This is a genomic window from Streptomyces sp. NBC_00224, assembly GCF_041435195.1.
Taxonomy (GTDB): domain Bacteria; phylum Actinomycetota; class Actinomycetes; order Streptomycetales; family Streptomycetaceae; genus Streptomyces.
Window position 1 is genome coordinate 3,726,448 of the sequence record NZ_CP108106.1, and the last position, 21,193, is coordinate 3,747,640.

Annotated in this window: 18 protein-coding genes and 2 tRNA genes; 16 read left to right on the forward strand and 4 right to left on the reverse strand. The window is 72.8% G+C overall.

All coding sequences use genetic code 11. The annotated features are described in order from the left end of the window. The first annotated feature begins 61 nt into the window (after positions 1–61). Entirely contained in the window at positions 62–1,495 is a 1,434-nt protein-coding gene (locus OG965_RS16570; RefSeq protein ID WP_371652846.1) for a tetratricopeptide repeat protein, read from the forward strand. A 91-nt stretch (positions 1,496–1,586) separates the two neighbouring features. Here OG965_RS16570 and OG965_RS16575 read toward each other — a convergent pair whose 3' ends face one another. Next, complete coding sequence (locus tag OG965_RS16575) at positions 1,587–2,192, reverse strand: histidine phosphatase family protein (protein ID WP_371652847.1); 606 nt, start codon at positions 2,190–2,192, stop codon at positions 1,587–1,589. Between the two features lie 194 nt (positions 2,193–2,386). Here OG965_RS16575 and OG965_RS16580 point away from each other — a divergent pair, with 194 nt between their 5' ends. The 7 genes from OG965_RS16580 (at position 2,387) to OG965_RS16610 (ending at position 8,691) form a co-directional block, all read left to right on the forward strand. Then, positions 2,387–3,268 carry a phosphatase PAP2 family protein gene (locus OG965_RS16580; RefSeq protein WP_371652848.1) on the forward strand — a complete coding sequence of 294 codons (882 nt, stop codon included), beginning with the start codon at positions 2,387–2,389 and terminating at the stop codon, positions 3,266–3,268. Beyond that, positions 3,189–4,379: a hypothetical protein gene (locus tag OG965_RS16585; RefSeq protein ID WP_371652849.1), complete on the forward strand. Its 1,191-nt coding sequence runs from the start codon at positions 3,189–3,191 to the stop codon at positions 4,377–4,379. The genes OG965_RS16580 and OG965_RS16585 overlap by 80 nt, the downstream gene beginning before the upstream one ends. Further along, positions 4,370–5,956 (forward strand): hypothetical protein, encoded by a 1,587-nt coding sequence (locus OG965_RS16590; RefSeq protein ID WP_371652850.1) that lies wholly within the window; start codon positions 4,370–4,372, stop codon positions 5,954–5,956. Before OG965_RS16585 ends, OG965_RS16590 begins: the two co-directional genes overlap by 10 nt. Further along, positions 5,953–7,296, forward strand: a complete 1,344-nt coding sequence (locus OG965_RS16595; RefSeq protein ID WP_371652851.1) for an AAA domain-containing protein — start codon at positions 5,953–5,955, stop codon at positions 7,294–7,296. Before OG965_RS16590 ends, OG965_RS16595 begins: the two co-directional genes overlap by 4 nt. 244 nt (positions 7,297–7,540) lie before the next feature. Next, positions 7,541–7,882: a hypothetical protein gene (locus tag OG965_RS16600; protein WP_371652852.1), complete on the forward strand. Its 342-nt coding sequence runs from the start codon at positions 7,541–7,543 to the stop codon at positions 7,880–7,882. A 151-nt stretch (positions 7,883–8,033) separates the two neighbouring features. Beyond that, a complete protein-coding gene (locus OG965_RS16605) occupies positions 8,034–8,627 on the forward strand; it encodes a bifunctional DNA primase/polymerase (protein ID WP_371652853.1) in 594 nt (197 codons plus the stop codon). Then, positions 8,618–8,691 (forward strand) — tRNA-Lys (locus tag OG965_RS16610). Before OG965_RS16605 ends, OG965_RS16610 begins: the two co-directional genes overlap by 10 nt. Before the next feature lie 57 nt (positions 8,692–8,748). Here OG965_RS16610 and OG965_RS16615 read toward each other — a convergent pair. Next, positions 8,749–10,017, reverse strand: a complete 1,269-nt coding sequence (locus tag OG965_RS16615; RefSeq protein WP_371652854.1) for a M6 family metalloprotease domain-containing protein — start codon at positions 10,015–10,017, stop codon at positions 8,749–8,751. Positions 10,018–10,347: 330 nt separating this feature from the next. On the opposite strand from OG965_RS16615, the gene OG965_RS16620 reads away from it, so the two are divergent. Beyond that, a complete protein-coding gene (locus OG965_RS16620; protein WP_371652855.1) occupies positions 10,348–12,207 on the forward strand; it encodes a putative bifunctional diguanylate cyclase/phosphodiesterase in 1,860 nt (619 codons plus the stop codon). Positions 12,208–12,399: 192 nt separating this feature from the next. Here OG965_RS16620 and OG965_RS16625 read toward each other — a convergent pair whose 3' ends face one another. Together OG965_RS16625 and OG965_RS16630 are read right to left on the reverse strand one after the other, a co-directional pair. After that, a complete protein-coding gene (locus OG965_RS16625; protein ID WP_371652856.1) occupies positions 12,400–14,091 on the reverse strand; it encodes a glycosyl hydrolase family 18 protein in 1,692 nt (563 codons plus the stop codon). 281 nt (positions 14,092–14,372) lie between these two features. Next, positions 14,373–15,440 carry an LLM class flavin-dependent oxidoreductase gene (locus tag OG965_RS16630; protein WP_371652857.1) on the reverse strand — a complete coding sequence of 356 codons (1,068 nt, stop codon included), beginning with the start codon at positions 15,438–15,440 and terminating at the stop codon, positions 14,373–14,375. 132 nt (positions 15,441–15,572) lie between these two features. Between OG965_RS16630 and OG965_RS16635 the strand changes: the two genes are divergently transcribed. The 7 genes from OG965_RS16635 to OG965_RS16665 all read left to right on the forward strand — a co-directional run bounded on the left by OG965_RS16635 (position 15,573) and on the right by OG965_RS16665 (position 21,054). After that, the gene (locus tag OG965_RS16635) at positions 15,573–16,958 is read left to right on the forward strand and encodes an amidase (protein WP_371652858.1); all 1,386 of its coding nucleotides are present in this window, start codon (positions 15,573–15,575) and stop codon (positions 16,956–16,958) included. 42 nt (positions 16,959–17,000) lie between these two features. Beyond that, positions 17,001–17,855, forward strand: coding sequence for an ectoine/hydroxyectoine ABC transporter substrate-binding protein EhuB (gene ehuB, locus OG965_RS16640; RefSeq protein WP_371652859.1), 855 nt, complete (start codon positions 17,001–17,003; stop codon positions 17,853–17,855). Next, a complete protein-coding gene (gene ehuC / locus OG965_RS16645) occupies positions 17,852–18,511 on the forward strand; it encodes an ectoine/hydroxyectoine ABC transporter permease subunit EhuC (RefSeq protein WP_371652860.1) in 660 nt (219 codons plus the stop codon). Before ehuB ends, ehuC begins: the two co-directional genes overlap by 4 nt. Before the next feature lie 56 nt (positions 18,512–18,567). Continuing rightward, complete coding sequence (gene ehuD, locus OG965_RS16650; RefSeq protein ID WP_067161058.1) at positions 18,568–19,185, forward strand: ectoine/hydroxyectoine ABC transporter permease subunit EhuD; 618 nt, start codon at positions 18,568–18,570, stop codon at positions 19,183–19,185. Further along, on the forward strand, positions 19,175–19,969 hold the full coding sequence (ehuA, locus tag OG965_RS16655) for an ectoine/hydroxyectoine ABC transporter ATP-binding protein EhuA (RefSeq protein WP_371652861.1): 795 nt from the start codon (positions 19,175–19,177) through the stop codon (positions 19,967–19,969). Before ehuD ends, ehuA begins: the two co-directional genes overlap by 11 nt. 177 nt (positions 19,970–20,146) lie before the next feature. Further along, positions 20,147–20,905: an IclR family transcriptional regulator gene (locus tag OG965_RS16660; protein ID WP_371652862.1), complete on the forward strand. Its 759-nt coding sequence runs from the start codon at positions 20,147–20,149 to the stop codon at positions 20,903–20,905. Between the two features lie 72 nt (positions 20,906–20,977). Continuing rightward, positions 20,978–21,054 (forward strand) — tRNA-Lys (locus OG965_RS16665). Positions 21,055–21,193: the final 139 nt, after the last annotated feature.

Consider the following 21,193-nt stretch of genomic DNA (forward strand, 5'->3'; position numbering starts at 1 on the left):
GAGGCGATGTTGCCGGTACGTTCTTCCTCCGCACCACCCCGCCAAAGAGAGCTGCTGAGCCATGGCGACGTCAACGGATCCCAGTGCCGGCGCGAACTCCGCCGCACGGGCCCCCGAACGGGGGCCCGCCAAGGGCCCCAACACCGCGTTCCGGGAGCTTCGGGGGCAGCGCTCGCCCGGTGAGTTCGCGGCGGCGGTGCGCAGGGCGGCGCGCGAGATCGGCGAGCAGGTGGCCTGCGACGCGCGGTACGTCGGACGCGTGGAGGCCGGTGAGATCCGCTGCCCCAACTACGCGTACGAGCGCGTGTTCCGGCACATGTTCCCGGGTTTGACGATGGCGGAGATGGGGTTCTCGGCCCGTGAGGCGGTACGGGGCCGGGGGGCGCGTGCGGGGTGTGGTGCGACCCCGCCGTACACGGCGCATCCGGAACACGACAACGGCACCATCGACCACGAAGAAGAACGTAACGACGAGGAGAGCGACGTGCTGCGTCGCGCATTCATGACCGGCGGCTCCGCCACCCTGGCGGCCGTCTCCCTGGGGCTGCTCCCCGAGCAGGCGGCGGCCGCGCCCCACGACCGCGTACGGCAGCCGGTACGGCGGGTCGGCGAGGCCGAGGTGGGCGCGGTCGAGGAGGCGGTGCGGCGGATCCGGCTGCTCGACGACCGGCACGGCGCGAACGGGCTCTACCGCAGGGCCGCCCAGCCGCTGCGCACCGCGTACGCGCTGCTCGACGCGGGCACCGCGCGCCGCTCCACGGCCGACCGGCTGCAGGCGGGCGCGGGGGAGCTCGCCATCTCGGTGGGCTGGCTCGCCCATGACTCGGGCCACTACGAGGAGGCCCGCTCGCACTACGCGGAGGCGCTCGCCACCGCACGGCTCGCAGGTGACCCGGCCCTTGAGGCGCACGCCTTCTGCAATATGTCGTTCCTGGCCAGGGACGCGGGGCGGCCGCGCGAGGCGCTGCGGGCCGCGCAGGCGGGCGGGCGCGCGGCGCGCCGGCTCGGCTCCCCCCGGCTGCTCGCGCTGCTGAACCTGCGGGAGGCGGGCGGCTGGGCCGGGCTCGGTGACCGGGGGGCGTGCGAGCAGTCGCTCGCCCGGGCGCACGCGCTCTTCGGGCGCGGCCCGGCCGAGCGGGACCCGGAGTGGATGACGTTCTTCGTGGAGGCCGAGCTGGAGATGCTGGAGGCGCAGTGCTGGTCGGCGCTGGGCGACTGGCCCCGGGCGGCCCGCCACGCCCGCCGCGCGGCCTGCCTCCAGGACCCGCACTTCGCCCGCAACCTGGCCCTGTACCGCGCCGAGCTCGCCGACGACCTGGCCCGCGCGGGCGCCCCCACCGAGTCGGCGGCGGCCGGTCACCAGGTCCTCGACCTCCTCCCGGAAGTCCAGTCCACCCGGATCCAGGCCATGCTCGCCGACACGGCCCGCATCCTGGCCCCCCACGCGACGTGCCCGGAGGTGGCGACGTTCCTGGACCGGAGGGCGACGGTGTAGCGCCCCGAAGGGGCGCGGGGAGCTGCGCGACCAGCCCAGCACGGTCCGCAGACGAACGCGGGGTCCGGGGCAAAGCCCCGGTGAAGGGGGCTCACACCTCCAGATGGCCCGTGTCGTTCCACCGCTCGATCGCCGGGTCCCCGTACGCCCACCCCAGTACCGACAGCGACGTCGGGTCGAGCTTGATGCGGGCCGCGAAGCCGATCGGCTCGCCGAGCCAGCGCGCCGCGATCGACCGCAGGATGTGCCCGTGCGCGAAGACCAGCACGTCCCGCGAGGCCGACCGCGCCCATGCGACGACCTCGTCCGCCCGGTCCGACACCTGGGCCAGCGTCTCGCCGCCCTCGACCCCGTCGCGCCAGATGAACCAGTCGGGCCGGCCCGCCTTGATCTCGGGCGGGGTGAGCCCCTCGTACGCCCCGTAGTCGAACTCCATCAGCGCGTCCCAGTCGGTCGCCCGCTCGCCGAAGCCCGCCAGGTCGCACGTCTCACGCGCGCGCAGCAGCGGACTCGTGCGCACCTCGACGTCCGCCAGGCCGTCCCACGGCGCCCGGTGCAACCGCTCGCCGAGCAGCTTCGCGCCGCGGCGGCCCTCTTCGAGCAGCGGGATGTCGGTCCGGCCGGTGTGCTTGCCGGCGAGCGACCACTCGGTCTGCCCGTGCCGGGCGAGCAGGATGCGCGGTGCGGCGGCTGGCATGTCAGGTCACTCCCTGGTGCGCGTGCAGAATGCCGAAAGTTCGGCGGAGGTTCACCTCCATCATCGCGCACCCTTGTGGCCCTCCCTCGCGTCCTTCGGGGGTGGGTGCACTCGCGCACTCACGACCACCGTACGGTTGAACACTTGAACGGGGCCCGAAGGGGCCCTGAAGAAGAGATGGAGAGGGTCCGGAGATGCAGCACCCCGCGCCTCGGCCCCGCTGGTGGACCGAGCTGCCGCTCATCGCCATCGTCTATGCCGCCTATTCGGCGGGCCGGCTCCTGGTGAGCGGCAGCGAATCGCAAGCCGTGGATCACGGCCTGGCGATCCTGCGCATAGAGAAGTACCTGCACATCAACGCCGAGCACCCGCTCAACCGGCTCTTCACCCGCACCCCGTCGCTCGGCATACCCGCGGACTTCGCCTACGCGTCGCTGCACTACCTGGTGACGCCCGCGATCCTGGTGTGGCTGTTCCGCCGTCGCCCGGTGCAGTACCGCGCCGCCCGCACCTGGCTGATGCTCTCCACCCTGCTGGGCCTGATCGGCTTCTCGCTGCTGCCGACCTGCCCGCCGCGCCTGCTCGACGCCTCGCACGGGTTCGTCGACACGATGGCGCAGTACAGCTCGTACGGCTGGTGGGGCGGCGACGCCAGCGCGCCGCGCGGGATGGGCGGCATGACCAACCAGTACGCGGCGATGCCGAGCCTGCACGTGGGCTGGGCGCTGTGGTGCGGTGTGATGCTGTGGCGGTTCGGCGGCCGCCGCTGGACCCGCGCGCTGGGCGTCGCGTACCCGCTGACCATCACGTTCGTGGTGATGGGCACCGCCAACCACTATCTGCTCGACGCGGTCGCCGGGGCGGCCGTGATGGGCCTCGGGCTGCTGCTCTCCCGGCCCGCAATGCGGCTCGCGGACGCGGTGCGCACCCGCGTCGCACCCGGCTCGTTCGGCGCACCGGCCCCGATTGTCAGTGCCGGATGCAAGACTTCCACGGGTGAGCGAATCCCAGGGCAGCGCGTGTCCGACGACTCCACCGCGGGAGCCGACGACAGCCATCCGTCAGCGGCTCGCTGAGCTGCGCGGACCCACCGCCGTGCCACGCCCGCTGGACGCGCGGGCGCTGGCGGCCCTCGCCGCCAACCCGGGCTGCCGGCGGCGCGCGCTGCTCGACGGGGCGGGCGTCGACAAGGGCGCGCTCGCCGAGGCGCTGGGCTCCCCGTCGGCGGCGTTCGGCCAGTCCCAGTTCGCCATCGCGCGCGGCAACACGTTCGAGGCCCGGGTGAAGTCCGACGGCGGTACGGAACTGCTGCGCCTGCTGCACGAGCGCACCGGCGGCGAGGCCCCCGCGGACGCGGCCGTCCCCGACCTGGCCGCGGCCGGTCCCGAGGGCCGGGCCGCCCGGACCGCGCTCGCCCTGCGGGAGGCGACGGCGTCGGGCGGCTGGACGCTTCTGGACCACCCGATGCTGGCCCTGGAGGTGGCGGGCTCCCCCGCCTATCTGGAGCCGGACGCGGTGGTGGTCGCCCCCGACGGCCGCTGGACGGTCGTCGAGATCAAGTCCTTCCCGATGATCGACGCGGCCGCCGACCCGTCCAAGGTCGGCGCGGCGGCCCGCCAGGCGGCGGTGTACGTACTGGCGCTTGAGCGGGTGGCGGGGCTGGTGCGGGGCCGCGGGGCGCCGGACCCGGACGCGACGGCTCCGGCCGTCTCGCACTCCGTGCTCCTCGTCTGCCCCAAGGACTTCTCCAACCTGCCGACCTCCTCGCTCGTCGACGTGCGCAAGCAGTTGTCGGTGACCCGGCGCCAGCTGGCCCGGCTCACCCGGATCGAGGAGATCGCCGACGCGCTGGCGCCGGGTGCCAGCTTCGCGCTGGACCGGCCGGCCCCCGAGCTGACCGACACGGTCGAGTCGGTCCCGGCGACGTACGCGCCGGAGTGCCTGGCCGCCTGTGAGCTGGCCTTCCACTGCCGCGACCGGGCCCGCGCCGTGGACGCGGTGACGGCCCTCGGCCGGGGCCTGCGGGCCGAGCTGGGCGGTCTGACGAGCGTCGGCGCGGTCCTGGACGCCGCGCGCGGCGTCGCGGGCGACCCGTCCGACCCGGCGGTGGCGGCGCTGCGAAGAGCGGCCGCCCTGCGGGCCCAGGCGCTGGAAGGCGCGGCAATGGGAGGCGCCGTATGTCGCTGATCACCACCCTCGCCCGGCTTGAGGCCGTGGCGGCCGGGCGGGCCGCGCCACTGGCCACCGTGCGCCACCGGCACCTGTCCGAGCGCCCGCTCGTCCTCGTACCGCTGACCACCTCCGGCGAGGCCGGGGCACCGCTCGGGGCGCTCGTCGGGACCGACCGCGAGGCGCCCCGCCTGCTCGTCGTGCCCCAGCCGCGCGACCGCGAGCTGCGGTTCGCGTTCCTCGCCGAGCTGGCCGACGCCGTACTGCCGCACCTGGATGCGTACGCGGACGACGTGGAGGCCGCCGAGCGCAACGAGACCGACCCCGAGACCGGCAAGAAGGTCAAGGTCGAGGTCGAGCTGTGCGCCGACGCGCCGCAGATCGTCGTGCCGGGCCGGGCCGCCATCGGCTTCGTACGGCTGCTCGGCCGGTCCATGCGCTTTCGCCGGACCGCCGAGCAGGACCCGGACACCCCGCACCCCGCGCCGCCGCGCGTCCCGCTGCTCGGCCGCTGGCTGACGCACTACGGGGAGCGCGCCCGCGTCCCCGGCTCCGCGCTGCTGCTCGCCGCCACCGACCTGCTGGGCAGGCACTGGGCGACCGGCCAGTCCAGCCTGGAGGACCAGCACCTGGGGGCGCTGCTCGCCTGGATCGACCCGCCCGAGGGCGCCACCGGCGCCGAGGCGGCCCTGCGGGCCGAGCTCGCCCGGGACCGGGACGGCCAGCTGCTGTGCCCGCCCGCGGGCCCCGCCACCGACCCGGCCTTCGACAACAAGCTGCTCGCCCCGGCGATCGACCGCTACGACCGCGCCCGCCAGGCGCTGTACGCGGCGCAGGACGGCGAGGCGGCCGACGCGCGCCTGGGCGATCTGACCCGGGCCGAGCAGGAGATCCGCCGACTGGTCGCGGACCAGCTGCGGCCCACCTGGGAAGCCGTGTGGCAGGCCCTCGACCTGCTGCGGGAGCTGCCCGGGGCGCCGCGCGCGGCGGACCGCTGGACCCGCGACCGCTGGTCGTTCACCGCGCACCGCGACCGGGTGCGGGCCGGTGAGCCGCCGCAGCCGCGCCGCGACGACGCGGTGACGGCGGCGGCCAAGCTCGCCTCGCGCGAGACGGCTCAGGCACAGCTGGAGGCGCAGGAGGCGCTGGACGACCCGCTGGTGATGGCCGGGCGGCGCCTCGCCGGGGAGGCGTTCGCGGGCGAGGTCGTCGATGTGGCGATGGCCTGGTCGGAGTCGAAGCGGCCGAGCCCGCGCCCGCTGGTCACCGTCCGCACCGACGACGCGCCGCACCTGGCCGAGCGGGCGAAGGTGTTCCGCTCGCTGGACGGCAAGCCCCAGTCGGCGGAGTTCGTGGGGTACGAGGCGGACGGCGCGCTGGTGCTGCGGCTGCTCGACAAGATGGGCCGGAGCAAGGACCCGGCGCCCGGCTCGGTGCCGGAGAAGGGCGACCGGGTGTGCTGGACGCTCTTCGAACACGACCAGCGCGGCGGCCCCAAACTGCCGGACCCCGAGGCCACCCCGTGGACCCACGGCGGCCCGCCGGGCGCGGACGCGGAACACCCCGACCCCCTCACCCCGGAGGACCTGCTGTGACCCGTGCCGAGCGCGGCTTCGACCCGGGTGCGGCGGCGGCCGAGGCCACCGGGAGGATCCTTCACGACACGCTGCACGGGCAGGCCCGGGGCGTCGTCGTGGACTCGCCGCCGGGCGCCGGGAAGTCGACACTCGTGGTGCGCGCGGCGCTCGAACTGGCCGCCGCTGGGCGCCCGTTGATGGTGGTGGCGCAGACCAACGCGCAGGTCGACGATCTCGTCGTACGGCTGGCCGAGAAGGAGCCGGAGCTGCCGGTGGGCCGCCTGCACAGCAGCGACGCCGACCCGTACGACAAGGCCCTGGACGACCTCGGGCAGGTACGCAAATCGTCGAAGGCCGGTGATCTGGCGGGCCTGGACGTGGTGGTGTCGACGGCCGCGAAGTGGGCGCACGTCAAGGACGTCGAGCCGTGGGCGCACGCGATCGTGGACGAGGCGTACCAGATGCGCTCGGACGCGCTCCTCGCCGTCGCCGGGCTCTTCGAGCGGGCGCTGTTCGTGGGCGACCCGGGCCAGCTGGACCCGTTCGCGATCGCGGACTCCGAGCAGTGGGCGGGGCTCTCCTACGACCCGTCGGCGAGCGCGGTGACGACGCTGCTCGCCCACAACCCCGAGCTGCCGCAGCACCGGCTGCCGGTCTCCTGGCGGCTGCCCGCGTCGGCGGCGCCGCTGGTCTCCGACGCGTTCTACCCGTACACACCGTTCCACAGCGGTACGGACCACGGCGACCGGCGGCTCTCCTTCGGCGTCCCGTCCGACGGCTCGGCGCCGGACCGGGCCCTGGACGAGGCTGCCGAGGCGGGCTGGGCCCTGCTCGAACTGCCCGCCCGGCACACCCCGCGCACCGACCCGGAGGCGGTACGGGCGGTGGCCCAGGTGGTCCGCAGGCTCCTGGACCGGGGCGGCGCGGCCACCAGCGAGCGCTCCGAGCACCCCGTGCCGCTCACCGCCGCCCGGATCGCGGTCGGCACGGCCCACCGCGACCAGGCGGCGGCGGTACGGGCGGCGCTCGCGGAGCTGGGGGTGACGGGGGTCGCGGTGGACACGGCGAACCGGCTCCAGGGCCGCGAGTTCGACGTGACGGTGGTCCTGCACCCGCTGTCGGGTCGCCCCGACGCGACGGCGTTCCACCTGGAGACGGGCCGCCTGTGCGTCCTGACCTCCCGGCACCGGCACGCCTGCATCGTGGTGTGCCGGGCGGGCGTGGCGGACCTGCTCGACGAACACCCCTCGACCGAGCCGGTCCAACTGGGCGTGACGGTGAAGTTCCCGGACGGCTGGGAGGCGAACCACGCGGTCCTCACACATCTGGCGGAGCACCGGGTGGTGTGGCGACCGTAGGGGCTCTGTGGGGGGCTGGTCACAGCCCCGCGTCCCTTTTAGGGGCGCGGGGAACTGCGCGACCAGCCCCCACCGGCCCGCAGACGAACCCCGGGCCGAAGAACCCGCAGACGAACCCCGGGCCGAAGAAGGGGCGCGGCAGGGGGCGTGCGGGGTGGGGGAGGCCCACTTGCGGGGCGCGGGACAATGGAGGGTGGCCCGGGGCGAACTCCGGGCCGCTGAACTGCGGCAGGAGGAGACACCGATGGCGGAGCCCGAGCGGAAAGAGCAGCGGCTGAGGCCGGCGCCGTTGCTGTTCGAGCCGGCCGAGGCCGCCGCCGACCCGGAGCACTTCTTCGACCTGGAGTCGATCGAGGATCCCCGGGAGCTGCTGTCGCGCTCGACGGAGCTGGCGCTGGCGTTCCGCGCGGCGGCGGACCGGGCGGTGGAGTTCCAGGCGATCGCGGCGGCCCAGCTGGCCGACCCGCGCCGCTTCGACCGCCTCACGGCGGCGGACATCGCGCAGCGGGCGCAGTGGACCGAGGACTACGCGAAGAAGATGGTGGAGTTCGGGCGGGATCTGCTGCGGGGCGCGGAGCCGAAGTAGCCGGGGGCACAGGGGGGGCCGCCCGGCAGGGCGGTCACCAGACCCCCGGCATATGCCGAAAGCCGCGCAAGATACTCCTCCCCGCCCCACCCTGTCCCGGTTTCCGGTAATCCGGCGAGACGGGGCGCCGGGGGCCGCGAATCTGGTGCGCATGAGCATCTTGCAGCGCGATGAGGCCCTGCTCCCCCGTGACGGCCTCGGCGACGTGACCCCCGAGGGCGCGGCCTGGCTGGCGTCGGCGGCGCCGTATCCGCGCAGCACCCTCGCGCTGTGGGAGGCCCGGCCGGGCGCCCCCGTCGTCCTCCCTTGCGGCTCGGCCTTCGACGTGGTCAACGTGCCCGCCGTCTTCGGGCGCCGGATGCTCGACCGGCTGTGGGGCGAGGGGTCCGGCTCCGGGCCGGTCGCCCACCACCGGGGCCGGATGCTGCTCTTCGCCGCCGCCGGCACCGCCCACCGGCTGCCCGCCCTGCTCGACTGGGAGGAGTGGGCCGAGGTGCCGCCGCTGCTCTGCCACGGCACCGGCGACGCGGTCACCGTGCCGGGCCTCGCGCGCCCCGAGCACCCCGGCGCCGCCCGCTGGCTGGTCGCCCCGGACGCCCGCCACCCCTGGCTCCCGGGCCCCGAGGTACTGCTCTGGGCCTGCGTCCGGGCGGCCCGGGACAGCACCCCGGCCGACCGGCGCTTATCGATTTTTCCTCCCGCCGATCAGGGTGCTAAGGTCTACGACGTCAGCAGGCGCCGCTAGCTCAGTTGGTTAGAGCAGCTGACTCTTAATCAGCGGGTCCGGGGTTCGAGTCCCTGGCGGCGCACAGACGGAAAAGGCCCCTCGCGCAAGCGGGGGGCCTTTTCGTGCGCCCAAAACACACCTACGGCGTGACCCGCACCGTCCAGCCCCCCGACCGCGTCCGCCCCGTCGCCTCGATGCGGATGCCCTCCCCCGGCACGGTGAACGTCTCGCCCACGTTCAGCGGCGCGTCCGCCAGCGCCGGGTAGACCGAGTGCTCCCAGCAGGCTCCCGTGTCCGGGTGGGTGTCGAGGACCTCGACGGGACCGGTGCCCGACGCCGTCTCGCTGCGGACCCGGTAGATCAGCAGCCCCGCCGAACAGGTCGTATGGTCGTTGCCCGCCGAGTCCCGTGCCTCGATCGCGACCGCGCTGTCCTCCGAGGTCCGTACGACCGCGAGCCGGACCCCGCCCGGGCCGATCCGCGCGGGCGACTCCGAGAGCGGGGCCAGGGTCAGCCGCGAGGACCCGCGCGTCGCCACGCACGCCACCTGGCGCCGGTCCAGCCACCCCAGCTTCCACTTCTGCCAGCCGAACAGGTCCGGCGCCATCCCGAACTGGCTGCCCATCACGTCCCAGTCGCCGACGTACGTGTCCCAGTCGCCCTTGCCGTCCACCGGGCGGTGGTAGAGGTCCGGCAGGTCGAAGACGTGCCCGGTCTCGTGGGCCAGTACGTTGCGGTCCGGCGGGTGCTGCTCGAAGACCGTGACGACCCGCTTGAGGTCCGTCCCGTCGACCCGCAGCGGCTGGTCGAAGTTGACGACCTTCGTGGCGTCCGAGTCCACGCCCGGCGCGTCCGGGTCCGCGACCAGGTAGACGATGTCGTACGCGGAGAAGTCGACGGCCGGGTCGGCGGCCGTGATGGCGTCGCGCAGGTACTCGGTGCGCCGGTCGGCGTCCCAGTCGCGCTGTATGCGGTAGGCGGTGGACGGCTTCGGCATCTTCACCCAGTCCGGCTGCGGATGGGCCTGGAGCCGGAACTTCCCGTACGAGGCACGGGTGAAGAAGTCGCTGGTGGCGGGAAAATAGTCGGTGGCGAGGTCCTTGGGGGCGGCCACCGGCGACGAGTCCGGGAAGGAGAGGAAGACCATCACCGCGTTGAGCGTGCGCACCGGGCGCGGATAGGCGGTGTTCCAGGTGTCGACTCCGAGCGAGTGGTGTGCGGCGGTACGGGGCAGGGCACAGGGGATCGCGGATCTGGCGGCCACGGCGGGGCCCGCCACAAGGGTGGTGGCGGCGACCGCCGTCAGGGAGGTGAGCGCGGCGGCGGCACTGCGCAGCCGGGCACGCTCCACTCCCCCGGGTGTCAGCTGACGCTCCACGTCGACCTCCGGGTACGGAATGCGGGACACCTCACCCACCTTGTGGTGGTTTGTGTGATTACGCCCTGTTCCGCTGCCCCAGGTGGGTGAGGGGCCCGACACGTGCCCGACACCCCGACGCCTTACAGAAAGTCACAATCGGTCACACGCGGATCGCCCCTGGCCAGGCGTGTGCAGAAACGATCGGCCTTGGCTCCCCGGTGCGCATGATCACCGTCGGGGAGCTGGATCGGCTGTTGCGCCTGCCTCTATGATCGGCACACTTTCCTGCGTGGATTCAGCCCCGGGCGGCTGTCCTCCACCCGGCCGACGGCCCCGACCACATCTCTGTACGACTCGAATGCACAGCGGGAGCGAGCGGTGAGCGGAACCCCCGAAGGACCGGGAGCAGCCCCCGGGACCATGCGGCCGCCGGTCACAGAGCGTCATCCGGAGGGGCCCGCACGGCCCGTCGGCCCACCGCCGGAACGTCACGCGGTCGGGCGCATCGCCGCCGAGCCGCGCGACTACCGCGCGGCGTTCGAGGCGGCTCATCTGGCGATGGCCGTCGTCGACCAGCACGGCACGGTGACCGCCGCCAACACCGCACTGGCCGAGCTGCTCGGCTCCGAGCCCGCCGCGCTGTGCGGCCAGGCCGCCGCCGACCTCGTCGACCTCGCCGCCGACGCCCGCACCTGGCACATCTACCAGGAGGTGCTGAGCGGCAGCCGCTCCCGCTTCCGCTGCACCCGGCGCCTCAAGCACCCCGACGGACACTCCCTCTGGGCCGAGGTCACCGTCTCGCCGGTGCGCGACAGCACCGGCGCGCTGCTCTCGATCACCGACATCAGCGACCGCCGCGAGCTCCAGGCGCGGCTGCGCCACCTCCAGATGCACGACCCGGTGACCCGGCTGCCCAACCGCACGCTGTTCTTCGAGCGGCTCGCGGGCGCCATGGAGGCCTCCACGTACGGGCGCGGCGGCACCGGCCGGATCGGGATCTGCTACCTGGACCTCGACGGGTTCAAGGCCGTCAACGACACCCTGGGCCACCGCATCGGCGACCGGCTCCTGTCGGCGGTCGCGGCCCGCCTCACCCACTGCGCCGACCAGTGCGGCTACGCCCGCAGCGGCGGACACCTGGTGGCACGCCTGGGCGGCGACGAGTTCGCGGTCCTGGTCGAGGACTCGACGGGGACCGAGCAGCTGGCGGACCTGGCGCAGTCCGTACTGGCCGTGCTCCAGCAGCCGTTCGACCTGGCCGGGCAGCGGCTCTCGGTCTCGGCGTCGATCGGCGTGGTGGAGCGGGCGGTCGCGGGGACGACGGCGACGGGCCTGATGCAGGACGCCGACACGACCCTGTACTGGGCCAAGGCCGACGGGAAGGCCCGCTGGACGCTCTTCGACCCGGAGCGCAACGCGCACCGGATGACCCGTCAGGCACTCTCCTCGACGCTGCGGCCGGCCGTGGAGCGGGGCGAGTTCGCGCTGGAGTACCAGCCGCTCGTGGGCATGGCGGACGGGGTCGTGGAGGGCGTCGAGGCGCTTGTCCGATGGAACCATCCGCAGTTCGGCACACTTGCGCCGAATCGGTTCATCGGAATTGCGGAAGAGGACGGGTCGATCGTCCAGCTCGGCGGCTGGGTCCTGCGGACGGCCTGCCGGCAGGCGCGCCGCTGGCAGATCGAGCACCCCGGGGTGCCGCCGATCTTCGTGAGCGTGAACGTGGCCGTGCGCCAGGTCTGGGACTCCGACCTGGTCGCCGACGTCGCGGAGATCCTGGCCGAGACGGGCCTGGCGCCGCACCTGCTCCAGCTGGAGCTGACCGAGTCGGCCGTCATGGGCTCGGCGGGCCGCCCGCTCCAGGCGCTCCAGGCGCTCTCCGACATGGGCGTACGCATCGCCATCGACGACTTCGGCACGGGCTACTCCAACCTGGCGTACCTGTCCCGCCTACCGGTCTCCGTCCTGAAGCTCGACGGCTCGTTCGTCCGGGGCTTCCAGTACGACGAGGGCGGCACGCACCCCAACCCCGCCGACGAGACGATCGTCGAGGCCATGGTCCAGCTCGCACACCGGCTCGGCCTGAAGGTGACGGCCGAGTGCGTCGAGACGTCCCACCAGGCGGGGCGGTTGCGGCGGATCGGCTGCGATACGGGGCAGGGGTGGCTGTATTCGCGGGCGGTGCATCCGGAGTTGATCGCGGCGATGCTGGGGGACCCGGGGTTCGTCTGCGGGTGAGTGGGTGCCTGGTCGCGCAGTTCCCCGCGCCCCTGAATGCGCCCCTCCGGGCCGCCCAGGGGATTGCCGCGGAAGCGGCATCCAAGGGGCGCGGGGAACTGCGCGACCAGCCACAGGAAGCCTGCAGACGCAAGGAAAACCGCCTCACCCCCGGCACGGGGTGAGGCGGCCTCCCCCCGGAGGGGGCTCACATCAGCACGCGCCCAGGTCCTGCCACACACCCCACTCCCCCGTGGTCCCGGGCTCCTCGCCCTGCGTCCACCACTTGGCCTTCCAGTTGTGGCCCTTGTAGGAGACCTGCGTACCGCCCGTGTACGTGCCCGCCTTGTCCCAGGCCGCAGCCGTGCACCCGGAAGTGGGCGGCGTGGTGGGCGGGGTGGTCGGGGGCGTCGTCGGCGGCGTCGTCGGGTCCGGCGTCGAGGACGGGGACGAGCCGACCGCCGTGGCGATCTGGTTCAGCAGCGTCGTCTTGTCGTCGAGCCCGAGCAGCGAGTACATCATCGCGCCCGCCAGACCACGGCTGTGCGCGTAATCCGCCCGCGCCTGGATCGACTTCTGGTTCAGGCCGGTGAAGAACTCGCCGTCCTTGTAGAAGTAGGACGCCTTCGCCTGGTCGTCCCAGAACGTCGTCGCCGCGTTGTCGACGATCCCGCCGAGCTCCTTGTAGTGGGCGATGCCCGGCTGCTGGCTCAGCGGCCGCGCGCCGGACGGGCCGGTCGCGGTCTGGGCGAGGCCGCCCGCGGCGCCCGCCGGGACGCCCTTCCAGCCGCGGTAGTAGAACTCGTACCCGAGCGTGAGCTTGGACGCCGGGAAGCCGCCCGCGATCCCGTACGCCGCGTTCCCGTCCAGCCAGGAGTCGACCGCGTTGGCGATCGAGTACTTCTGGGTGCCCGGCTTGATGACGTCGGTGGGGTCGTTCGCACCGGAGTACAGCGGCGACTGGTGGTACGTGGGCCCGTCGCCGTCCCAGGCGCCGTGCATGTCGTACGTCATGATGTTGGCGTAGTCGAGGTACTGCCCGACCTTGTCGGTCTCGATGTTCTTGATCTTGTCCTGGCCGGCCGGCATCGCCGCCGTCAGCAGGTACTTCTTGCCGCCGTGCGCCGCCCCGTACGCGTCGAGCTGCTTGCGGAACTCGGCTAGCAGCAGCGTGTAGTTCTGCTTGTCCTCGGCGGCGTAGTGGTTGCCGAGGTGGCCGTCGGGCGAGCCGGGGTACTCCCAGTCGATGTCGATGCCGTCGAAGATCCCGGCGGCGGAACCGGCGCCGCCGTAGCCGCCCTCGACCGGCAGGTCACCCTGGATGTACTGCTTGATACAGGACGCCACGAGCTTCTTGCGGCTCGCGTCCGTCTTGGCCGCGTCCGAGAAGTACTTGGAGTAACTCCAGCCGCCGAGCGAGATGTTGATCTTCAGCTTGGGGTACTTGGCCTTGAGCTCCTTGAACTGGTTGAAGACACCGACGATGGGCTGGTCCCACTTGTCGGCGGTGCCGTCCACGCTGTCGGCGGCGCTGAAGGACTTCTGGTAGTCGGCGTACGAGTCGCCCGCGCCGTCACCGGCACTGGCGTTGTTGTCGTCGCCCGCCGCCTTGTTGGCCTCGAAACAGGTGAGGTCGGTGGGGTGGATGTTGCCGAACGAGTAGTTGATGACGTCCAGCTTGCCCGCGATGCCCCGGGTGTCGAGGTGCTTGGGGTAGAAGGCGTTCCCGTACACGCTCCACTGGTCGTAGTACGCGATCTTCACGCCTCCCGTGGAGGCGGCGACGGTCCGGGCGTCCGCGGCGGAGGCGGCGCCGGCCGGGCCGAGGCCCGCGAAGGCGGCCAGCGCGCCGGCGGCGAGCGTCGCGGTCGTGAGGGCTGCGGCTAGAGGTCTGCGGACGGGCACGGTCGGCCTCCGGAGGCTGAGCGGAACGGCGGTTGGAGCAGTGATAGCGATCACCGCGGGGCCGCGTCAATGGTCTGAACCAAATTGAGGACTAGACCAATTTGGGCGCGAAACCGCTCGTCAGGGAGGTGGGCCGGACGCACGAACCGCCCGCCACCATCGGTGACGAGCGGTTTAAGGGTGCCTTATGGATCTTGGGCGGGCCGGTGGACGGGTGGACCACCACCCCCACGAAATCCAGGATTTACCGGCCGGTGATCACCACGGGGGCGCCCCGGAGGTCACGCCGTGTGTGCCCCGTAGACGTCCGCGATCAGCTCGTAGGAGCGCAGCCGGGCCTCGGGGCCGTGCGCGTTCGCGGTCAGCATCAGCTCGTCCGCGCCGGTCCGCTTCTGGAGCGCGTCGAGCCCGTCGCGTACCTCTTCGGCGGTCCCGGAGACCACGTTGGCGAGCCAGCCGTCGACGAACTCCCGCTCCATCGGACTGAAGGAGTACGCCGCCGCCTCCTCCGGGGTCGGCACGAGACCCGGGCGGCCGGTGCGCAGCCGCACCATCGACAGGGCGTTGGTGAGCGTCTGGCGGCGCGCCTCCTGCTCGTCGTCGGCGGCCAGCGCCGAGACGCCGATCAGCGCGTACGGCGCGGCCAGCACCGCCGAGGGCCGGAACGACTCGCGGTAGAGGTCGAGCGCGGGCACGGTGTTCGCGGCCGAGAAGTGGTGCGCGAACGCGAACGGCAGGCCCAGGACCCCGGCGAGCCGGGCACTGAAGCCGGAGGAGCCGAGCAGCCAGATCGGCGGCCGGGCGGCGGGACCCTGCACCGGGCCGGGCACGGCGTGGATGCGGGCGTAGGGGTGCCCGTCGGGGAAGTCGTCGTCCAGGAACCGGGTCAACTCGGCCAGCTGCTGCGGGAACTCGTCCGCGCCCTCGTTCAGGTGATCGGTGCGGCGCAGGGCCGCCGCCGTCGCGCCGTCGGTGCCGGGCGCGCGCCCCAGGCCCAGGTCGATCCGCCCGGGGGCCAGCGCCTCCAGGGTGCCGAACTGCTCCGCGATCACCAGCGGCGCGTGGTTGGGCAGCATCACGCCGCCCGAGCCGAGCCGGATGCGCTCGGTGTGGGCGGCGAGGTGGGCGAGGATGACGGCCGGGGACGAGGAGGCGACGCCGGGCATGGAGTGGTGTTCGGCGACCCAGTGGCGGGTGAAGCCGCGCCGCTCGGCGAGCTTGGAGATCTCCACGCTGGTGCGCAGGGCCCTGTTCGCGGTGTAACCGCTGCCGACCGTCACCAGGTCCAGCACGGACAGGGGCACGGGCGCACTGCCGAACGCCGTCCCTCGAATGTCGTCCACGTCCACCGGTCCGCTCCTCCAGTTCGTGCCGTACGGATACGACCGACCACAACAGGAGGCAGTCTCCGTTTTATTCCCGGCGCGTCCGCCGGCCGCCCCGGACGCTGTCGATCAGCAAACGCGGGTACGAACCCGGTCATGACCGATCCGACGACAGGCCTCACCTCACTCGCCGATCTGACTGCCCGTCAACTCCTGGCCGGATACGGCAAGGGCGACTTCTCCCCGGTCGAGGCGGTCCGGGCCGTCCTCGACCGGATCGCCGCCGTGCAGCCCCGGATCAACGCCTTCGTCCGGGTCGACGCCGAGGCGGCGCTCGCCCGCGCCGAGGCGTCCACCGCCCGGTGGCGGGCCGGGGAGCCGCTGGGGCTGCTCGACGGGGTGCCGGTGTCCGTCAAGGACGCGCTCCCGGTGGCCGGCGGCCCGACCCTGCGCGGCTCCACGGCGCCGGCCGGCCCGGGGCCCTGGGACGTGGACGCGCCCGCCGTGGCGCGGCTGCGCGAGCACGGGGCGGTGTTCGTGGGGAAGACCACGATGCCCGAGTTCGGGTGGAAGGCGGTCACCGACTCCGCGCTCTCGGGGATCACCCGCAATCCGCACGACCCCTCGCGCACGGCGGGCGGCTCCAGCGGCGGCAGCGCGGCGGCCGTGGCGGCCGGGGCGGCGCCGCTCTCGCTCGGCACCGACGGCGGCGGCTCGGTGCGCATACCCGCCTCGTTCTGCGGGGTGGTCGGGCTGAAGCCCACCTACGGGCGGGTGCCGCTGTTCCCGCCCAGCCCCTTCGGCTCGCTCGCGCACCTCGGGCCGCTGGCGCGGGACGCGGCCGACACGGCGCTGCTGCTCGATGTGATCAGCGGCGCCGACTGGCGCGACTGGTCGGCGAACGAGCGCGCCGAGCCGGTCTCGCCGGGCCTGGCGGAGGGCGTGAAGGGCCTGCGCATCGCGTACTCGCCGTCCTTCGGCGGCCAGGTGGCCGTGCGCCCCGAGGTCGCGGCGGCGGTACGGGCGGCGGTGACCCGGCTCGCCGGGCTCGGCGCGTACGTCGAGGAGGCGGACCCGGACTTCGCGGACCCGGTGGCCGCCTTCCACACGCTGTGGTTCACCGGCGCCGCGCGGGCGGTGAACAGGCTCCCGTCGGAGCGGCGGGCGACCCTGGAGCCCGGGCTGCGGGAGATCGCCGAGCAGGGCGCGCGATACACGGCGCTCGACCATCTGGCCGCGCTCGACGTCCGGGCGGCGCTCGGCCACCGCATGGCCCGCTTCCACAGCACCTACGACCTGCTGGTCACGCCGACCCTGCCGATCACCGCGTTCGAGGTGGGCGCGGAGGTCCCCGCGGGGTCGGGCCTGCGCCGCTGGACGGGCTGGACCCCGTTCACGTACCCCTTCAACATGACCTGCCAGCCGGCGCTCACGGTCCCGGTGGGCACGGACGCGGCGGGTCTGCCCATCGGCCTCCAGCTGGTCGCCGCCCGCCACCGCGACGACCTGGTGCTGCGGGCGGCGTTCGCACTGGAGAACTGACCGGGAGGCATGGCGGCGGCGAACGCGGGTAGCGGCGCCGCCATGGTTCGAGCAACTGCACGACGAACGTTTCTCGCCGGAGGAGTCGGCGCGGCCCTCGCCGCCGCCGGCTGTTCCCGGGTGCCCGACGGCGACGCGCTCGGGCGCCTCAGATCGCAGGGCACGGTACGGCTCGGGATCGCCGGAGAGGTCCCGTACGGCTATGTCGACGAGGACGGCCGGTTCACCGGCGAGGCGCCGGAACTCGCCAAAGTGATCTTCAAGCGCCTTGGCATCGACCGCGTCCAGCCCGTCGCCACCGACTTCTCCTCCCTCATCCCCGGCCTCAACTCCCAGCAGTTCGACGTCGTCTCGGCCGGCATGTACATCAACAAGGAGCGCTGCGCACAGGTCCTCTTCGCCGACCCCGAGTACCAGATGCTCGACGCGTTCATCGTGCGCAAGGGCAACCCCAAGGGGCTGCACTCGTACGAGGACGTCGTGCGCAGCCGCGCCCGCTTCGCCACCGGGACCGGTTACGCGGAGATCAAGTACGCCGTGGCCGCCGGGGTCCCGGAGAAGGACATCGTCATCCTCCAGGACCAGGTCGCCGGGCTGAACGCGGTGGAGTCCGGCCGCGTCGACGTGTTCGCCGGGACCGCGCTCACCACGCGCGCCGTGGTGCGCAAGAGCAGCCGCGCCGAGGCCACCGCCCCCTTCGCCGCCATCGTCGACGGCAAGAAGAAGGTCGACGGCGGCGGCTTCGCCTTCCGGCCCACCGACACCACCCTGCGCGACGCGTTCAACGCCGAGCTCCGCAAGATGCGCTCCAGCGGCGAACTCTTCCGGGTCCTGCGGCCGTTCGGCTTCACCCGGGCCGAGATGACCACCCTCACCGCCAAGGAGCTGTGCCGATGACGGCCGGACTGTGGCAGCACTGGGTGCTGCCGGGAATCTGGATCACCGTCCAGCTGACCGTGTACAGCGCGGCGCTGGCCGCCGCCGTCGCCTTCGGGATCGGCATGGCCCGTACGCACCGCTCCCGCCTCGTACGGTTCCTGGCCGGCTTCTACACCGAGGTCTTCCGGGGCACCTCCGCCCTGGTCCTGATGTTCTGGCTGTTCTTCGTGCTGCCGCCGCTGGTGGGCTGGCAGCTGGTGCCGATGTGGGCGGCCGTCCTGGCGCTCGGCCTCTCCTACGGCGCGTACGGCGCGGAGATCGTCCGGGGCGCGCTGAACGCCGTCTCGCCCGCCCAGCGCGAGGCGGGCATCGCGCTGAGCCTCACGCCGTGGCAGCGGATGCGGCTCGTGCTGCTGCCGCAGGCGGTGCCGGAGATGATCCCGCCGTTCTGCAACCTGCTGGTCGAGCTGCTCAAGGGCACCGCCCTGGTCTCGCTGCTCGGCGTCGGCGACGTGTCGTTCGCCGCGTATCTGGTCCGGCTCGCCACCCAGGACAGCGCCCAGATCTACAGCGTGACCCTCGTCGTCTACTTCGTCCTCGCCTTCGGGATCACCCGGGGCATGAAGGCACTGGAGCGCCGCACCAAGGCCAATCTGGGGGTGACGGTCAAGTGACGCACTCGGCTGGGGCAGCGCAGTCCTCCTGGGACTGGTCCGCCGTCTGGGACTTCATGCCGCGCTTCTGGGACGGGGTGCTCGTCACCCTCCAGGTCCTGGCGCTCGGCTCGCTCATCTCGTTCTCGCTGGGTCTGGTGTGGGCGCTCGGCCTGCGCGCGCCGTCCCGGCTGGTGCGCTGGCCGGTGACCGCCGTCACCGAGTTCATCCGCACCACCCCGCTGCTGGTGCAGCTGTTCTTCCTGTTCTTCGTGCTGCCCGAGTGGGGCGTGAAGTTCTCCGCCCTGACCACCGGCGTCCTCGCCATCGGGCTGCACTACTCGACGTACACCGCGCAGGTCTACCGGGCCGGCATCGACGCGGTGCCCAAGGGGCAGTGGGAGGCGGCCACCGCACTCAGCCTGCCGGTGCACCGGACCTGGCTGGCGGTGATCCTGCCGCAGGCGGTCCGCCGGATCGTGCCCGCGCTCGGCAACTACGTCATCTCGATGCTCAAGGACACCCCGCTGCTGGCCGGAATCAGCGTCCTGGAACTCCTCCAGCAGTCGCGCCTGGAGGGTGCGTCGACCTTCCAGTACACCGAGCCGCTGACCGTGGTCGGCATCGCCTTCATCCTCATCGCCTATCCGGCTTCCCTTCTCGTACGAGCCCTGGAGCGCCGCCTTGCCCGCTGACCTCTCCCCCACGCGCACCCCCTCCCCCTCCGACTCCTCCGACTCCGACAGCCCCCTCATCACCTTCGACAACGTCACCAAGCGCTTCGGCTCCACCACCGTCCTGGACGACCTGTGCTTCTCGGTGCGGCCGGGCCGGCACGTCACGCTGATCGGTCCCTCCGGCTCCGGCAAGACCACGATCCTGCGGCTGCTCATGACCCTGGAGACGCCCGACTCCGGGACGATCCAGGTCAATGGGGACCGGCTGTTTCCGGCCGCCGAGAGAGAGCGCCGGGAGGCCCGGAAGAAGATCGGGATGGTCTTCCAGCAGTTCAACCTCTTCCCCAACATGACCGTGCTGCGGAACATCACCGAGGCGCCGGTCCGGGTGCTCGGCCTCTCGCCCGACGAGGCCGAGGCGCGGGCGAAGGAACTGCTCGACCTGGTGGGGCTCGCCGACCGCGCCGACGCAAAGCCCACCCAGCTCTCCGGCGGCCAGCAGCAGCGAGTGGCGATCGCGCGGGCCCTCGCCATGCGGCCCCAGGTGCTGCTTCTCGACGAGGTGACGTCCGCGCTCGACCCGGAGCTGGTGGCCGGGGTCCTGGACGTGCTGCGGGACATCGCGACGACGACGGACATCACCATGCTGTGCGTCACGCACGAGATGAACTTCGCGCGCGATATCTCGGACGAGGTCATGATGTTCGATTCCGGGAAGGTCATCGAGTCGGGTCCACCGGAGAAAATCTTCACGGAGGCCGAGCACGAACGCACGCGCGAGTTCCTCGGCGCGGTGCTCTGACCTCACGTTCCGGCCAGAGACCCTGCCTCTGGCATATGTCAGGCGGATGCGCCCCAGCATATGGGCCGGGGCGCATCATCAATCTCGTCAACACCCCCACCGGAAAGGGGTCTTGGCGGTTATCTTGGAACGGTGAAGCTGTCCACCTTCGCAGCCTCGACCTGCTAGGGGGAAACCGTGGCGCTGAAGCCCGAGCCGACCGCGCCGTTCCACTCAGTGCAGTACGCCTTCCGCGTCCTGGAGACGATCTCCAAGCACGCAGGCGGAGTGACGGACGTCCAGATCGCACGAGAGACCGGTCTGCCGACCGCACACCTCGCCTCCCTTCTCCTCATGCTCCGCTGCGAGGGCTATGTGGAGCAGGTCGCCGACGGGGCGTACGTCATCGGCGACTCCACCGTCCTGCTGGGCTCCGGCGTGGTGCGCCAGCAGGCCCTGGAGGCCCAGCTCCAGAGCACGCTCACCGAACTGCGCGACTCGGTCGGCGCGGCGGTCTACATCAGCCGGTACATCGACGGCGAAGTGAAGATCACGCAGTACGCGGACGGCCCCCGCGCCCCGAAGGTGAACGAGTGGGTGGACTTCCGCTCGGCGGCCCACGCCAGCGCGGTGGGCAAGTGCCTGCTCACCCAGCTCGACCAGAACGGGCGGCGCGACCACCTCTCCCGCCACAAGATCGCCCGGCTCACCTCGCGGACCATCACCAACGAGCGGGTGCTCTTCAGCAAGCTGGACAGCCAGCCCGCGACGGTCCCGGTCCTCGACCTCCAGGAGTACGCGGTGGGCACGGTCTGCGCGGCCGTTCCGCTCACGGCGGGCTCGGCGGTCGGCTGCCTGGCCCTCTCGATGCCGATCGAGCACGCCCACCGGCTGCGCTCGGCAGCGGACACGCTGAACCGGCGGGCGGCGCCGGTGGTGCTGTCGCTGGCGATCTAGGCGTGTCGTTTCTGTGACCCGACGGGGGCAGGAGCACCCCGCCGGACCAGGTAGTATTTTCTCTGTCAGCAGGCGCCGCTAGCTCAGTTGGTTAGAGCAGCTGACTCTTAATCAGCGGGTCCGGGGTTCGAGTCCCTGGCGGCGCACCATCTGCGACCTGGGCGTTCTCTCTTCGGAGAGGACGCCCTTGGTCGTTTTCGGGGTCAGATGCTAGCGAGGGGCTAACGCCACCGTCGTCCGGCCGCCCGGCAGGTGGTTGCCGGACCAGCCCGGCGGCGGCTTCAGCGG

Excerpts from the sequence above, each read along its gene's own strand:
- OG965_RS16570 (WP_371652846.1), top strand. The coding sequence starts at position 62 with ATGGCGACGTCAACGGATCCCAGTGCCGGCGCGAACTCCGCCGCACGG.
- OG965_RS16575 (WP_371652847.1), bottom strand. The coding sequence starts at position 2,192 with ATGCCAGCCGCCGCACCGCGCATCCTGCTCGCCCGGCACGGGCAGACC.
- OG965_RS16580 (WP_371652848.1), top strand. The coding sequence starts at position 2,387 with ATGCAGCACCCCGCGCCTCGGCCCCGCTGGTGGACCGAGCTGCCGCTC.
- OG965_RS16590 (WP_371652850.1), top strand. The coding sequence starts at position 4,370 with ATGTCGCTGATCACCACCCTCGCCCGGCTTGAGGCCGTGGCGGCCGGG.
- OG965_RS16600 (WP_371652852.1), top strand. The coding sequence starts at position 7,541 with ATGGCGGAGCCCGAGCGGAAAGAGCAGCGGCTGAGGCCGGCGCCGTTG.
- OG965_RS16605 (WP_371652853.1), top strand. The coding sequence starts at position 8,034 with ATGAGCATCTTGCAGCGCGATGAGGCCCTGCTCCCCCGTGACGGCCTC.
- OG965_RS16635 (WP_371652858.1), top strand. The coding sequence starts at position 15,573 with ATGACCGATCCGACGACAGGCCTCACCTCACTCGCCGATCTGACTGCC.
- ehuB (WP_371652859.1), top strand. The coding sequence starts at position 17,001 with ATGGTTCGAGCAACTGCACGACGAACGTTTCTCGCCGGAGGAGTCGGC.
- ehuC (WP_371652860.1), top strand. The coding sequence starts at position 17,852 with ATGACGGCCGGACTGTGGCAGCACTGGGTGCTGCCGGGAATCTGGATC.
- ehuD (WP_067161058.1), top strand. The coding sequence starts at position 18,568 with ATGCCGCGCTTCTGGGACGGGGTGCTCGTCACCCTCCAGGTCCTGGCG.